Annotated in this window: 13 protein-coding genes; 11 read left to right on the top strand and 2 right to left on the bottom strand. The window is 74.6% G+C overall.

Features of this window, described 5'->3' with window-relative positions:
• Window positions 1-48: 48 nt before the first annotated feature.
• Window positions 49-1,800, top strand: a complete 1,752-nt coding sequence (locus KUM39_RS09520; RefSeq protein WP_217785020.1) for a BACON domain-containing protein — start codon at window positions 49-51, stop codon at window positions 1,798-1,800.
• A gap of 120 nt (window positions 1,801-1,920) precedes the next feature.
• On the opposite strand, the gene KUM39_RS09515 is transcribed toward KUM39_RS09520, so the two are convergent.
• Complete coding sequence (locus tag KUM39_RS09515) at window positions 1,921-2,805, bottom strand: DUF3109 family protein (protein WP_217785019.1); 885 nt, start codon at window positions 2,803-2,805, stop codon at window positions 1,921-1,923.
• A gap of 72 nt (window positions 2,806-2,877) precedes the next feature.
• Between KUM39_RS09515 and KUM39_RS09510 the strand changes: the two genes are divergently transcribed.
• The 4 genes from KUM39_RS09510 (at window position 2,878) to ilvD (ending at window position 7,614) form a co-directional block, all read left to right on the top strand.
• Window positions 2,878-3,810: a Ppx/GppA family phosphatase gene (locus KUM39_RS09510; protein ID WP_217785018.1), complete on the top strand. Its 933-nt coding sequence runs from the start codon at window positions 2,878-2,880 to the stop codon at window positions 3,808-3,810.
• A gap of 144 nt (window positions 3,811-3,954) precedes the next feature.
• Window positions 3,955-4,911 carry a sugar phosphate isomerase/epimerase family protein gene (locus tag KUM39_RS09505; RefSeq protein ID WP_372455733.1) on the top strand — a complete coding sequence of 319 codons (957 nt, stop codon included), beginning with the start codon at window positions 3,955-3,957 and terminating at the stop codon, window positions 4,909-4,911.
• On the top strand, window positions 4,908-5,513 hold the full coding sequence (locus KUM39_RS09500; RefSeq protein ID WP_217785017.1) for a TetR/AcrR family transcriptional regulator: 606 nt from the start codon (window positions 4,908-4,910) through the stop codon (window positions 5,511-5,513). Before KUM39_RS09505 ends, KUM39_RS09500 begins: the two co-directional genes overlap by 4 nt.
• Before the next feature lie 247 nt (window positions 5,514-5,760).
• The gene (ilvD, locus tag KUM39_RS09495; RefSeq protein ID WP_217785016.1) at window positions 5,761-7,614 is read left to right on the top strand and encodes a dihydroxy-acid dehydratase; all 1,854 of its coding nucleotides are present in this window, start codon (window positions 5,761-5,763) and stop codon (window positions 7,612-7,614) included.
• 94 nt (window positions 7,615-7,708) lie between these two features.
• On the opposite strand, the gene KUM39_RS09490 is transcribed toward ilvD, so the two are convergent.
• Entirely contained in the window at window positions 7,709-9,877 is a 2,169-nt protein-coding gene (locus tag KUM39_RS09490) for a serine/threonine-protein kinase (RefSeq protein ID WP_217785015.1), read from the bottom strand.
• A gap of 157 nt (window positions 9,878-10,034) precedes the next feature.
• Between KUM39_RS09490 and KUM39_RS09485 the strand changes: the two genes are divergently transcribed.
• The 6 genes from KUM39_RS09485 (at window position 10,035) to proC (ending at window position 14,399) form a co-directional block, all read left to right on the top strand.
• A complete protein-coding gene (locus KUM39_RS09485) occupies window positions 10,035-10,334 on the top strand; it encodes an SH3 domain-containing protein (protein ID WP_217785014.1) in 300 nt (99 codons plus the stop codon).
• A 133-nt stretch (window positions 10,335-10,467) separates the two neighbouring features.
• Window positions 10,468-10,941, top strand: coding sequence for an EamA/RhaT family transporter (locus tag KUM39_RS09480; RefSeq protein ID WP_217785013.1), 474 nt, complete (start codon window positions 10,468-10,470; stop codon window positions 10,939-10,941).
• A gap of 107 nt (window positions 10,942-11,048) precedes the next feature.
• Entirely contained in the window at window positions 11,049-11,855 is an 807-nt protein-coding gene (locus KUM39_RS09475; protein ID WP_217785012.1) for a class I SAM-dependent methyltransferase, read from the top strand.
• A gap of 101 nt (window positions 11,856-11,956) precedes the next feature.
• Window positions 11,957-12,748, top strand: coding sequence for an ABC transporter ATP-binding protein (locus KUM39_RS09470; RefSeq protein ID WP_217785011.1), 792 nt, complete (start codon window positions 11,957-11,959; stop codon window positions 12,746-12,748).
• Window positions 12,745-13,527, top strand: a complete 783-nt coding sequence (locus tag KUM39_RS09465) for an ABC transporter permease (protein ID WP_217785010.1) — start codon at window positions 12,745-12,747, stop codon at window positions 13,525-13,527. The genes KUM39_RS09470 and KUM39_RS09465 overlap by 4 nt, the downstream gene beginning before the upstream one ends.
• Before the next feature lie 59 nt (window positions 13,528-13,586).
• Window positions 13,587-14,399, top strand: a complete 813-nt coding sequence (gene proC, locus KUM39_RS09460; RefSeq protein WP_217785009.1) for a pyrroline-5-carboxylate reductase — start codon at window positions 13,587-13,589, stop codon at window positions 14,397-14,399.
• The last annotated feature ends 253 nt before the right edge of the window (window positions 14,400-14,652 follow it).

Raw genomic sequence — 14,652 nt, 5'->3', positions numbered from 1 at the left:
CAAGGTTCGCCGACCACCGCACGAAAGGGGCCTACGGTCGCACGGGTGATGAGCAGCAGTCCCCAGACCACGACCCGCTCCGGCGGCACGCACCGGGCGTCGCGCCAGGCCCGCGACCCGCGCGAGACACGCGACGCACGCGAGTCGCGCGACCGTGCCGCCGCCCGCAACGTCGCCCGTCGCCCGGCCCCCCGCCACGAGCCGTACCTGGACGGTCTGTTCACCTACTGCCTGTCCGTGCTCTGCGACCACGACGCCGCCACCACCGCCCTCGCGGAGGTGCTGCGGCTGGCCGAACGGCGCGCGCACCGCGCCCCCGGCGACCCCGCCGACCACAGGGCCTGGCTCTACGCGCTGGCCCGCTGGGCGTGTCTGCGCGGCCTCGCCGAGGCCCGGCGGAGACGCCGGGCCACCCACGCGGCCGGACGCCCGGCCGGTACCGGCCCCGACGGCCCCGGCACCCCCGAGGACGCGGCGGCCCCGGGCACCGCGACGGCGGAGGAACGGCGCCGCGAACTCGCCCTGCTCGCCTGGCCGGAGGCGGCCGGCACCACCCCCGAGCAGCGCGAGGCGCTCGAACTCGCCGTCCGCCACCGGCTCGCCGCGCACGAGGTCGCCGCCGTCCTCGGCATGGAACCCGGCGCCACCCGCGAACTGCTCTCCGCCGCCGCCTGCGAGGTCGAACGCACCCGCGCCGCCCTCGCCGTGGTCGAGACCGGCGGCTGCCCGGCCGTCGCCCACCTCACCGGCGACAGCCGCATGGTGCTCAGCGCCGCGCTCCGCCGCGAACTCGTCCGGCACGTGGACGACTGCCCGCGCTGCCGCCGTACCGCCGAACGCGCGGTGCCCGGCCGCTGGCCCGGCGCCACCGTCACCCCCGCCGAACTGCCCGTGCTCGAAGCACCCCGCGCGGCGCTCGGCACCGTACCCGCGCACCACGCCCGCCCGCGGGGCGCCGACGCGCCCCGGTTCGACCGGCGCGGCTTCCCGATGGACCCCAAGGACCGCGCAGCGCGCCGCGAGCGGATGCGGGCGCGGGCCGTCACCACGACCGTCGTCGCCACCGTCGTCGCCGCACCCGTGCTCGCCCTGTGGGCCGCCTACCGGGGCGAGCCGCTGGGGGAGGGCGAGGCCCATCCGCCCACCGCGAGCGAGGCGCGCGACCCCGACGCCCTCGCCGGTGACACCGGCGGCTACCAGAACGCGGGCAACGCCGGTACGCGCCCCGGCACCCCGGCGAGCGACGGCACCGGGCGCTCCGACGTCTCCGTGGCGGTCGTCTCCGTGGGCGGCGGCGACCGGAAGAACGCGGGCCGCCTCACGGTCGGCGCCGTCAGCGACGGCGACACCACCCTGATCACCCTCAGCGCCTCCGGTTCCGGCCCGGTGGAGTGGTCGGCGGCCACCGCGGCGCCCTGGCTCCGTCTCAGCCGCTCCCACGGAACCCTGGAGCCGGGCGCCAGCGAGACGGTCAAGGTGCGTGTCGATCACCTCCGGGAACCCTCCGGCCACTGGCGCGCCCGCGTCGCCGTCGCCCCGGCCGGTTCGGTCGTCACCATCGACGGCCACGGCAGGACCCCCACCCGCTCCGTCCCGCACCCCGTCCCGAGCACCCCGGCCCACCCGACGACACCCCCGCCGACCGAGTCGTCCACACCCCCGCCGACCAGCGAGTCCCCGCCCCCGACCACCCCCACCACCCCGCCCACCGACACCCCGACCGACCCGCCCCCGAGCACCCCGGAGGAGCCGTCGTCCCCGCCGCCCCCGGACGACACCCCGTCGCCCACGGGCAGTTAGCCGCCGCAGGGCGAAGGGTGGCAGGGCGCGGAAACGGCGGAGGGCCGAGGCGCGCGGGAACGGCGAAGGGCGGGCCGCTCGCCCCCGCCCCTCCCGCGCTCCGTCCGCTCCCGCGGGGCCCTACGCCCGCGGCGGGTCCGCCGGGTGCGGGGCGACCAGCGGGAGCTGCGACGCCAGCCGCTGTTCGCACAGCTCGGTCAGGCGGTCGTAGCCCTCCTTGCCCATCAGCTCGATGAGTTCGGGGCGGTAGGAGACGTAGACCGGGTCACCGGCGCCGTGGGCGGAGGTGGCGGAGGTGCACCACCAGTGCAGGTCGTGGCCGCCGGGACCCCAGCCGCGCCGGTCGTACTCACCGATGGAGATCTGGAGCACGCGGGTGTCGTCGGGGCGGTCGATCCAGTCGTAGGTGCGCCGGACCGGGAGCTGCCAGCAGACGTCGGGCTTGGTCTCCAGCGGCTCGCGGCCCTCCTTCAGCGCGAGGATGTGCAGCGAGCAGCCCACGCCGCCCGCGAAACCGGGCCGGTTCTGGAAGACGCAGGAGCCCTGGAAGGGCCGGGTCTGCCGGGAGCCCTCCTCGTCCTCGGAGACCCAGCCGTTCCGGGTGCCCTCGGCGTGGTTCTGCCAGATGTCCGGGGTGAGCCGGGCCACGTGCTCCGCGACCCGGCGCTCGTCGTCCTCGTCGGAGAAGTGGGCGCCCAGCGTGCAGCAGCCGTCGTCCGCGCGGCCCGCCTGGATGCCCTGGCAGCCGCTGCCGAAGACGCAACTCCAGCGGGAGGTCAGCCAGGTCAGGTCGCAGCGGAAGACCTGTTCGTCGTCGGCCGGGTCGGGGAACTCCACCCAGGCACGCGGGAAGTCGAGCCCCTTCTCGTCCCCCGCCGGGGCACCGCCGCCCGCCCGCCCCGCACCCTTGCCGGACATCTTGTCGTACTTGACGTCTTTGGCACCCGAGGCGCCCTTGGCACCCTTGGCGGCTTTCGCGTCCTTCGCCTTTTTCGTCTTTGGCACGCGTCCAGGGTATGCGTCCCCGCCCCGCTCCGGGGACCGCGCACCGGGGAGATGGCAGTAGCGTTTCCGTCCATGAGACTCGGAGTCCTGGACGTGGGTTCCAACACGGTGCACCTGCTGGTGGTGGACGCCCACCCCGGCGCCCGCCCGCTGCCCGCGCACTCGCACAAGGCCGATCTGCGGCTCGCCCAGCTGCTCGACGCCCGCGGCGCGATCGGCGCCGACGGGGTGGACCGGCTGATCGCCGTCGTGCGCGAAGCCCTCCAGGCCGCCGAGGACAAGGGCGTCGAGGACCTCCTCCCGTTCGCCACCTCCGCCGTGCGCGAGGCCACCAACGCCGACGACGTCCTCGCCCGCGTCGAGTCCGAGACGGGGGTACGGCTCCAGGTGCTCACCGGCGCCGAGGAGGCCCGGCTCACCTTCCTCGCCGTCCGCCGCTGGTTCGGCTGGTCGGCGGGCAAGCTGCTGGTCCTGGACATCGGCGGCGGCTCGCTGGAGATCGCGTACGGCATGGACGAGGAGCCCGACATCGCCGTCTCGCTGCCGCTCGGCGCCGGACGCCTCACCGCGGGGCGGCTGCCCGGCGACCCGCCCGCCCCCGACGACGTACGCGCCCTGCGGCGGCACGTGCGCGCCGAGATCGCCCGCACCGTCGGGGAGTTCAGCCGCGCCGGGACCCCGGACCACGTGGTCGCCACCTCCAAGACGTTCAAGCAGCTCGCCCGGATAGCCGGTGCCGCCCGCAGCACCGAGGGCCTCTATGTCCAGCGCGAGCTGAAGCGGGAGTCCCTGGAGGCGTGGGTGCCCCGGCTCGCCGGGATGACCGTACGGCAGCGCGCCGAGCTGCCCGGCGTCTCCGAGGGCCGCGCCGGACAGCTCCTCGCCGGGGCGCTGGTCGCCGAGGCCGCGATGGATCTCTTCGGCGTGGAGAGCCTGGAGGTCTGTCCGTGGGCGCTCAGGGAAGGCGTGATCCTGCGACGCCTGGATCACATGGGGAGCGCGTAGCGGTTCCCCGCGCGCCGGGTGCGAAGTCGGTACGCGCGAGGGCGCAGGGAGGACCACGGGACCCGCATGGCGAAGCTCACACCCCCGCACGACGGCCGCCCGACGCCGCCCGGCCGCCCCGGCCGACCCCGTAAGGTGACGGACGTGCCCGAACCAAGGAACGTCCCCACCGGCCCCCGGGACGTGTCCGCCGGACGGACGGAGGCCGGGACCACCCCGGCCCGCCCCCGCACCGAGCCCGAGGACGCACCGGCCGCACCCGCCGGGCGCGACGAGGAAGCCCCCTGCGGCCCCGGCTCCGGCCGCGTCCCCGTCGCCCTCTCCACCGCCTCCGTCTACCCGGAGTCCACGGCCACCGCCTTCGAGATCGCCGCCCGCCTCGGCTACGACGGCGTCGAGGTCATGGTGTGGACCGACCCGGTCAGCCAGGACATCGAGGCCCTGCGCCGCCTCTCCGACCACCACGGCGTGCCGATCCTCGCCGTGCACGCGCCGTGCCTGCTGATCACCCAGCGCGTCTGGTCCACCGACCCGTGGACCAAGCTCCAGCGGGCCCGCGCCGCCGCCGAGAAGCTCGGCGCCTCCACCGTCGTCGTGCACCCGCCGTTCCGCTGGCAGCGGCAGTACGCCCGCGACTTCGTCACCGGGATCTGGCGGATGGCCGACGAGACCGATGTGCGGTTCGCCGTCGAGAACATGTACCCCTGGCGCTACCGCGACCGCGAACTCCTCGCCTACGCCCCCGACTGGGACGTCACCCGCGACGACTACCGGCACTTCACCATCGACCTCAGCCACACCGCGACCGCCCGCACCAGCGCCCTGGACATGACCGCGCGGATGGGCGACCGGCTCGGCCACGTCCACCTCGCGGACGGACGCGGCTCCGCCAAGGACGAACACCTCGTCCCCGGCCGGGGCACCCAGCCCTGCGCGGAACTCCTCGGCCACCTCGCCCGCACCGGGTACGACGGGCACGTGGTCATCGAGGTCAACACCCGCCGCGCCATGTCCGGCGCCGAACGCGAGGCCGACCTCGCGGAGGCGCTGGCCTTCACCCGCCAGCACCTCGCGCCCGGCGTCCCGGTGCCCCGCCGGTGACCGGCACCCCCGCCCGCCGCCGGGGCCGCCCGCCGCGCGCCGAGTCCGCCGACACCCGGGACCGCATCCTCGCCGCCGCCCGCGCCGAGTTCTCCGCGCACGGGTACGAGAAGACCTCGGTGCGCGGCATCGCCAAGGCAGCCGGAGTGGACTCCGCGCTGGTCCACCACTACTACGGCACGAAGGAACAGGTCTTCGGCGCCGCCGTCGAGGTCGCCTTCGCCCCCGCCCTCGAAGCGCCGGGCGCGGTGGCCGAGGGCCCGCGGGACGCGCTGGGGGAGCGGCTGACCCGCTTCATCCTGGGTGTCTGGGAGAACCCGGCGACCCGCGCCCCGCTCCTCGCCATCCTGCGCTCCGCCGTCAACAACGAGACGGCCGCTGCCGTCTTCCGCCGCCTGGTCGCCGCGCAGCTGCTGCGCCGGATCGCCGCCCAGGTGGACCTCCCCGACGCCGAACTCCGCGCCGAGCTCGCCGCCGCCCAGCTCATCGGCACGGCCATGCTGCGGTACGTGGTCGGACTGGAGCCGCTCGCCTCGGCGGACCCCGAGGAGATCGTGGCCCGGATCGCCCCCGTGGTGCAGCGCCACCTCACCGAGCCGTAGCCGCCGCCGGAGACCCCGGCCGCGCACGGACGCGAGCCGTACGCGGCCCGGCCCCGGGTCGCCCACCGGACGCTTCGGACTCCACCGGCACCCCCCGAACATCCGTCCGCCCCGTACCCCCGACGTCGCGGTACGTGGACCACCCGTCCCGCATTCCGGACATCCGTGTCCGCCCCTTGGAGCGGCGGCGTACGCTCGTCAGCAGTCAGAACTCTCTGGCGCACGGTCTTCGAAGGAGCGAACGACGATGCCCGAGCTGAGGTCCCGCACAGTCACCCACGGCCGCAACATGGCGGGCGCCCGCGCCCTGATGCGCGCCTCCGGTGTACCCGGTGCGGACATCGGCCGGAAGCCCGTCATCGCCGTCGCCAACTCCTTCACCGAGTTCGTCCCCGGACACACCCACCTCCAGCCGGTCGGCCGGATCGTCAGCGAGGCGATCAAGGAGGCCGGGGGCATCCCGCGCGAGTTCAACACCATCGCCGTGGACGACGGCATCGCGATGGGCCACGGCGGCATGCTGTACTCCCTGCCCTCCCGCGACCTGATCGCCGACTCGGTGGAGTACATGGTTGAGGCGCACTGCGCCGACGCCCTGGTCTGCATCTCCAACTGCGACAAGATCACGCCGGGCATGCTGATGGCCGCCCTGCGGCTGAACATCCCCACGGTCTTCGTCTCCGGCGGCCCGATGGAGTCCGGCCGGGCCACCCTGGTGGACGGCACGGTCCGCACCCTGGACCTGGTGGACGCGATCTCCGACGCGGTCAACGACAAGATCAGCGACGAGGACATCCTCCGCATCGAGGAGAACGCCTGCCCGACCTGCGGCAGCTGTTCCGGCATGTTCACCGCCAACTCGATGAACTGCCTCACCGAGGCCATCGGCCTCTCCCTGCCGGGCAACGGCTCGGTCCTCGCCACCCACACCGCCCGCCGCCGCCTCTACGAGGACGCGGCCCGCACGGTGATGGACCTGACCCGCCGGTACTACGAGCAGGACGACGACTCGGTGCTGCCGCGGGGCGTCGCCACCTTCGCGGCGTTCGAGAACGCGATGGCGCTGGACATCGCGATGGGCGGCTCCACCAACACGATCCTGCACCTGCTGGCCGCCGCCGAGGAGGCGGGCGTCCCCTTCGGCCTCGACCAGATCGACGCCGTCTCCCGCCGCGTCCCGTGCCTGGCCAAGGTCGCGCCCAACGTGGCGAAGAACCGCACGTACTACATGGAGGACGTGCACCGCGCCGGAGGCATCCCCGCCCTGCTCGGCGAACTGCACCGCGCCGGTCTGCTCAACGAGGACGTGCACGCCGTGCACAGCCCCTCGCTGGCCGACTGGCTCAAGACCTGGGACGTGCGCGGCGGCTCGCCCTCGCCCGAGGCGGTGGACCTGTGGCACGCGGCGCCCGGCTGCGTCCGCTCCGCCGAGGCGTTCTCCCAGTCCGAGCGCTGGGACACCCTGGACGACGACGCCGAGGGCGGCTGCATCCGCTCCGCCGAGCACGCCTACTCCAAGGACGGCGGCCTCGCCGTACTGCGCGGCAACCTCGCCGTGGACGGCTGCGTCGTCAAGACCGCCGGGGTGGACGAGTCGATCTGGACCTTCGAGGGCCCGGCCGTCGTCTGCGAGTCCCAGGAGGAGGCCGTCCGGCGCATCCTCACCCAGGAGGTCAAGGACGGCGACGTGGTCGTCATCCGCTACGAGGGCCCCAAGGGCGGCCCCGGCATGCAGGAGATGCTCTACCCGACCTCGTACCTCAAGGGCCGGGGCCTCGGAAAGACCTGCGCGCTGATCACCGACGGCCGCTTCTCCGGCGGCACTTCGGGCCTCTCCATCGGCCACGCCTCCCCGGAAGCGGCCTCCGGCGGCACCATCGCCCTGGTCCGCGACGGCGACCGCATCCGCATCGACATCCCCGGCCGCTCCGTCGAACTCCTCGTCGAGGACGCCGAACTCACCCGCCGCGAGCGGGAGTTGAACGGCGTGTACGCCCCGGCGAACCGCGAGCGCAAGGTGACCGCCGCCCTGCGTGCCTACGCGGCGATGGCCACCAGCGCGGACCGGGGCGCCGTCCGGGACGTCGGCAAGCTGGGCTGAGGAAAGCGAGCCGGGGACACGGCAACCCGCCGCGCCCCGGCACCGGTTGACGCACCGTGACCTCCGGGCCCGCGCGTCCGGCGCGGGCCCGCCCTCACCAGGAGGCGGGGTCCCGCGTGTCCTCGGCGAACACCGTGCCGTCCGGCGCGGTGCCGAACACCCGCTGTCCGCCCCCGTGTTCGTCGCCCAGCAGCGGCGCGGGCAGCGTGGCCGGGGCACCCCGACCGGACGGACCCGGCCGGGCCCGCGTCTGCCCCACCAGCCGCCCGTCCCGCGCGCCCACCGCGAGCAACCGCCCGTCCCCGGCCGAGAGATACACGTACCGCCCGTCGGTGACTGGCGCGGACCCGTAACTGACCGCCGTCTCCAGATGCCACAGCCGCCGCCCCGCCCGGCTGTCGATGGCGTCCAGCGCCCCGTCGGAACCCAGCAGATAGACCACGTCCCCGTGCACCGCCGCCTGGGCGCCCTGCCGGGGCGCGGGCAGCGCCGTCCGCGTCGCCGTACCGGACGCGTCCCGCCGTACGACGGCTCCCGTGTCCCCGTACACCGGATCGGCGGCCAGGAACACGACCGCCCCGTCCCCCGCCCCGGCCGGGGACAGGGTGCCCTTCAGCGCCGCGTCCCAGCGGACCTCGCCCGTCGCCGGGTCCAGCGCGGCCACCCGGCTCTCGCCGCCGTCGCCCGCGACCCGCGTGGCGTACGCGGTGCCGCCGCCCGCGAACGCCGACACCTCCGGCCGTACCCCGCCCGGCAGCCGCCGGTGCCACAGGGTCCTGCCGGACGCGCCGTCCACCCCGGTGACCGTGCCGTCCGCGCGGGTCAGCAGCAGCGACCCGGCCGCGTACGCCACCCCGCTGTCCCCGGGCAGCGCCTGCCGCCACCGGGTACGCCCCGACGCCGGGTCCAGCGCCTCCAGGTGCCCGGTGCCGGCCGCGACCAGGTGCAGCAGACCCCCCGACACCACCGGCGGCCCGTCCCACCGCGCGCCGGGAAACGCCCGCCGCCACACCACCCGGCCGTCCGCCGGGTCCAGCGCGACGACCTGCCCGGCCCGCGCGCAGAACAGCCGCCCGCCGCCGGTCCCGCACACCGGCACCCCCGTGCCGCCCGCGAGCGGCTTGCCCCGCCAGCCGCCGGAAGCGGCGGGCGCGGAGGCCGTCGGCGTGGCACTCGTACGGGGCGCGGGCGCGTCGTCGGGCCGGGCCAGCGGGGTGAGCACACCGCCCGCCAGCACGGCGACGGCGCTCGCGGTGACGACGAGGGTGCGGCGCGAGGGGCGCCTGCGGGGCGCGGGCGGAGCGCCGTCGGCGGGGGAGCCGGGCGGAGCGCCGTCGGGGGATTCGGTGCCGGAGTCCGTGGGCGCGGCCGTGTCCGTCCGCTCGTCCAGCACCCCGATCCGCTGGGCCGGTATGAACGGCTGGGTGTCCAACGAGGCTGCGGAGGACCGCAGTTCACGCATCAGCTCGTCCGGCGTCGGCCGGTCCTCCGGCTCCTTGGCCAGACACCGCAGCACCAGCGGTACGAGGCTGTCCGGCAGCCCCGTGACGTCCGGCTCGTCGTGCACCACCTGGTACGCGACGACGTACGGGCTGTCCGAGTCGAACGGCCCCCGCCCGGTCGCCGCGTGCACCAGCACCGACCCGAGCGCGAACAGGTCGGCGGCGGGCCCCACTTCACGGGGGCGCCGGAACTGCTCCGGTGCCATGAACGGCGGTGTACCGATCAACTTGCCTGTCTCGGTGCGCAGTTCACTGTCCTTGGGCCGGGAGATCCCGAAGTCGATGACCTTCGGACCGTCCTCGGCGAGCAGGACGTTGCTCGGCTTGAGATCGCGGTGCACCACACCGGCGCGGTGGATGTCCCGCAGTGCCTCGGCGAGTCCGGCCATCAGCCGCCTCAACTGCTCCGCGTCCAAGGGGCCGTTGGCCTTCACCTGCTGCGCGAGCGTCGGACCGGGGATGAACAGCGTGGCCATCCAGGGGCGTTCGGCCTCCGGGTCCGCGTCCACCACGGGCGCGGTGAACGCACCGCTCACCCGCCGCGCGGCGGCCACCTCCTGCCGGAACCGCCCCCGGAACTCCGGGTCCCGCGCGTACTCCGCGTGCACGACCTTCACCGCCACGCGCATCCCGGAGGTGCTGCGGGCCAGATGGACGACGCCCATGCCGCCCGAGCCCAGGCGCGACTGAAGCCGGTAGTGGCCCGCGTACTCGGGAAGTCCCGCCTCCGCGCCCGCTCCGACGCTCCCCGCTGGCGCCATGTGGAGTACCCCCGTGCCCTGTTCCGTCCGCGCGCGCGACGCGACGGAGCCTAGTCGATAACCCGTACGAGGCAGAGGCGGCGTGCGTTAGCCTCCGGCCAGCGAGTCGCACCACGGCCCCGTGCGGGACACGGGGCCCCACAGGGGGAGTCTTCACATGTCCGCAGAATCCGTCGCCGCACCGCCCGCGCCCATGACGGCCTCCGCCGTCCGCACCTACGACGTCGCACCCGGCGTCCGCCTCAACGTCCGCAGCGGCCCCGGCACCGGCTACCGCGTCGTCCGCGTCCTCCCCGAGGGCGCCAAGGTCACCCTCCGCTGCCAGTCCCCCGGCACCACCGTCACCGGCCCCTACGGCACCACCCCCATCTGGGACAACATCGCCAACGGCGAATACGTCTCCGACGCCTACGTCCACACGGGCAGCGACGGCTACGTGACGGACCGCTGCGACTAGGACCGCGACCGGAGGGGTCCACCGGTTCGCGGCATCGCGTCTCCGGGCCGGGGGGACCCCCGCACACGGCCCCGCAGTCCGCACATCCCGGCCCGCGCCGACCGCACGTCGGCGCGGGCGCCATAATCGAACCGTGAGCGACGAAACCGGACCGCGCCCCGAGCCCCTGCGCTTCTTCGGCACGTCCTGGGTGAACCACGACCACGGCTACGCGGCCCGCCGCGCCGGAGTCGCCGTGGGCGCCCTCGCGGCAGCGGCCGTCTCCTGCCTCGTGCTGCGCTTCGCCTACCAGGGCCTCCGCATCGCCGACACCGGCACCTTCGTCGTCGCCCTCGTCGTGGTCATGTTCGCGGTCTGCACCGCGCTCGCCTTCCGCACCACCTGGCAGAACTTCTCCCAGCGCCCCGACCCCGCCCGCCAGGCGTCCCTCCGCGGCCTCCTGGCCATCGGCTTCGTGGGCTCCCTCCTCGCCCACGCGCTCCGCTGCGCGACCGAGGCCCCCGGCGAGCGTCTCCACCGCGCCGAATACGACGAGGCCCGCGCCCATCACGCCCGCCGCACCACCCGCCGCACCGGCAACCCCGCCAAGCGCACCCCCAAGCCCTGACCCCGGCCGCGCGGTCCCCGCGCCCCGAGCGGAGCGCGGGCTCGCGGAGACTCCCCCCGCCCCGGGAACATTGCCCCCGCCTTACCAACCTCCCGCACCATTGCCCCATGACCACCACCCCGGACCCCACCCACCCCTCAGAACCGGCCTACCCCTCGGCCGCCCTCAGGGCGCACTCCTTCAACGGAGCCGCGGCGCAGTACGCCGACAACCGCCCCTCCTACCCGACCCCCCTCTTCGAAGCCGTCGAGGAACTCAGTGGCCGCCCCCTGAAGGGCGCCCGAGCGGTGGACGTGGGCGCGGGCACCGGCATCTCCACCGCCCAGTTGGACACCCGCGGGGCGAAGGTGCTCGCCGTGGAACCCGGCACCGGCATGGCCGCCGAGTTCCGCCGCAGAAACCCCCACATCCCCCTGGTGCGGGGCAACGGAAACGAACTCCCCCTGAGGACCGGCTCCGCCGACCTCCTCACCTACGCCCAGGCATGGCACTGGACGGACACCACCCGCTCGGTACCGGAGGCGATCCGCGTACTCCGCCCCGGCGGCGCCCTCGCCCTCTGGTGGAACGCCGACGCCCTGGAACTCGACTGGATCTCCGCCCAGTCCGACCGCATCGCCCGCTTCTTCGACCTCGACATGGCCGCCGAGAAGCGCAAACCCGCCGCCCGCATCGAGCACGCCGACCCCAGCGGACGGCTGGACTTCCGGCTCCGCGAGATCCGCTGGAGCCGTCGCGTCCCGCTCGACACGCACCTGGCGAACATCGGCAGCCACTCCGGCTTCCTCGTCGCCCCCGAAGCCCGCCGCGCCGCCTTCCTGGAGACCGAGCGCGACCAGCTCCTCCGCATCTTCCCGGACGGCGTCGTGGAGGAGACGTACGACGTGTTCCTCGCCCTCGCCACCACCCCCTGAGCCACCACCCCCTGAGCCACCGCGCGGCGCCACGGCACGGCCACCGGCGGGGTCCCGCCCCTTGACGACGGGACCCCGTCCGGCCAATTATTCATCACGTGATGAATAAAGTGCCGACCCCACCCACGCCCCCACCACCCCCCGCCCTCCACGCCGACGCCCTCACCGTCACCCGGGGCGCCCGCACCGTCCTGGACCACCTCACCTTCACCGTCCCGAAGGGCCGCGTCACCGGCCTCCTCGGCCCCTCGGGCTGCGGCAAATCCACCCTCATGCGGGCAGTCGTCGGCACCCAGGCCCGCCCGACCGGCACCCTGACCGTCCTCGGCCACCCCGCGGGCCACCCCGCCCTGCGCAGCCGCATCGGCTACGTCACCCAGGCGCCGTCCGTCTACGACGACCTCACCGTCCGCCAGAACCTCGACTACTTCGCCGCGATCCTCCTGGCCGACCGCCCCACCGCCGACCGCCGCGCGGACACCACCCGCGTACTCGCCGAAGTGGACCTCACCCCGCACGCCGACGCCCTCGCCGGGACCCTCTCCGGCGGCCAGCGCAACCGCGTCTCCCTCGCCGTCGCCCTCCTCGGCACCCCCGAACTCCTCGTCCTGGACGAACCCACCGTCGGCCTCGACCCCGTACTCCGACGCGACCTCTGGCACCTCTTCCACGACCTCGCCGCCCGCGGCACCACCCTCCTCGTCTCCTCCCACGTCATGGACGAGGCCGAGCGCTGCCACCGCCTGCTCCTGCTCCGCGACGGCCGCCTCCTCGCCGACGACACCCCGGCCGCCCTCCGCGCCCGTACCGGCACCGACACCGTTGAAGCCGCCTTCCTCCGTCTCACCGACGAGGGCCGGGCACCCGCCCGCACCCAGGAGACCCTCCGATGACCACCACCCACCCCGCCACCCCGACCGCGACCACCCGGCCCGCGTTCAGCCCGACCCGCACCCTCGCCACCGCCGCCCGCGTCCTGCGCCAGCTCCGCCACGACCCGCGCACCATCGCCCTGATGCTCCTCGTCCCCTGCGCGATGCTGCTCCTGCTCCGCTACGTCTTCGACAGCGACCGCGCCTTCGACACCATCGGCGCCTCCCTCCTCGGGATCTTCCCGCTGATCACGATGTTCCTGGTCACCTCCATCGCCACCCTCCGCGAACGCGCCTCCGGCACCCTCGAACGCCTCCTCGCCCTGCCCCTCGGCAAGGCCGACCTCATCGCCGGATACGCCCTCGCCTTCGGCGCCGTGGCCGTCCTCCAGTCCACCCTCGCCACCGCGCTCGCCGTCTGGCCGCTCGGCCTCGACGTGGCGGGCTCACCCTGGCTGCTGCTGCTCGTCGCCCTCCTGGACGCCCTGCTCGGCACCGCCCTCGGCCTCTTCGTCTCCGCCTTCGCCGCCTCCGAGTTCCAGGCGGTCCAGTTCATGCCGGCGGTGATCTTCCCCCAGCTCCTCCTGTGCGGCCTGTTCACCCCGCGCTCCGCCATGCACCCCGTCCTGGAGGCCGTCTCCGACGTCCTGCCCCTGTCCTACGCCGTGGACGGCATGAACCAGGTCGTCCACCACACCGACCCGACCAGCGCCTTCCTCCGCGACGCCCTGATCGTCGGCGGATGCGCGGCCCTCGTCCTCGCCCTCGGCGCGGCCACCCTCCGCCGCCGCACCCCCTGACCCGTCCGACCGCCGGACAACGCCCCGCCCGCCGCGCCACCGGTGCGAGGATGAACCGCATGAGCCAGAAAGTCGCAGTCCTCGGCACCGGCAAGATCGGCGAAGCCCTGCTCAGCGGCATGATCCGGGGCGGCTGGACCCCGGCCGACCTCCTGGTCACCGCCCGCCGCCCGGAACGCGCCGAGGAACTCCGCGCCCGGCACGGCGTCACCCCGGTCACCAACACCGAGGCGGCCAAGGCCGCCGACACCCTGATCCTCACCGTCAAGCCCCAGGACATGGGCACCCTGCTCGACGAACTCGCCCCGCACGTCCCCGCCGACCGCCTGGTCATCAGCGGCGCGGCCGGTATCCCCACCTCGTTCTTCGAGGAACGCCTCGGCACCGGCACCCCGGTCGTCCGCGTCATGACCAACACGCCCGCGCTGGTGGACGAGGCCATGTCGGTGATCTCCGCCGGTACCCACGCCACCGCCGACCATCTCGCCACCGCCGAGGAGATCTTCGGCGCCGTCGGCAAGACCCTCCGCGTCCCCGAGAGCCAGCAGGACGCCTGCACCGCCCTCTCCGGCTCCGGCCCGGCGTACTTCTTCTATCTGGTCGAGGCCATGACCGACGCGGGCATCCTCCTCGGCCTGCCCCGCGACAAGGCCCACGAGCTCATCGTCCAGTCCGCCATCGGCGCCGCCGTCATGCTCCGCGACAGCGGCGAACACCCCGTCAAGCTCCGCGAGAACGTCACCTCCCCGGCGGGTACGACGATCAACGCCATCCGCGAGCTGGAGAACCACGGCGTACGCGCCGCCCTAATCGCCGCCCTGGAAGCCGCCCGCGACCGCAGCCGCGCCCTGGCCACCGGCAAGAAGGACTGACCCCGGCCCGGCCACGAGCCGTTGCCCGCCGGTGGTTTGACACACCCCGGGGCCGCTCCGTAATGTTCTCCGAGCTGTCCGACGTGAGCGCCGACTCCGGTCGGTCCCCGGACAGCCAATCCGCAAGTACCAGCCACTCTTCGGCACCCCGGTGTCGTTGCCTTTGGCACGTGTATTCGTGAATTGAGGAATCCCCGTTCGAAAGGACGGAGCCCGATTAGCTCGGGCGCCGGGAATCCGCTAAAGTCTCACT

The organism is Streptomyces corallincola, assembly GCF_019104725.1.
GTDB classification, from domain to species: Bacteria; Actinomycetota; Actinomycetes; order Streptomycetales; family Streptomycetaceae; genus Streptomyces; species Streptomyces corallincola.
The sequence above is the reverse complement of the archived record's forward strand: the minus strand, read 5'-3'. Positions and strand labels throughout refer to the sequence as shown.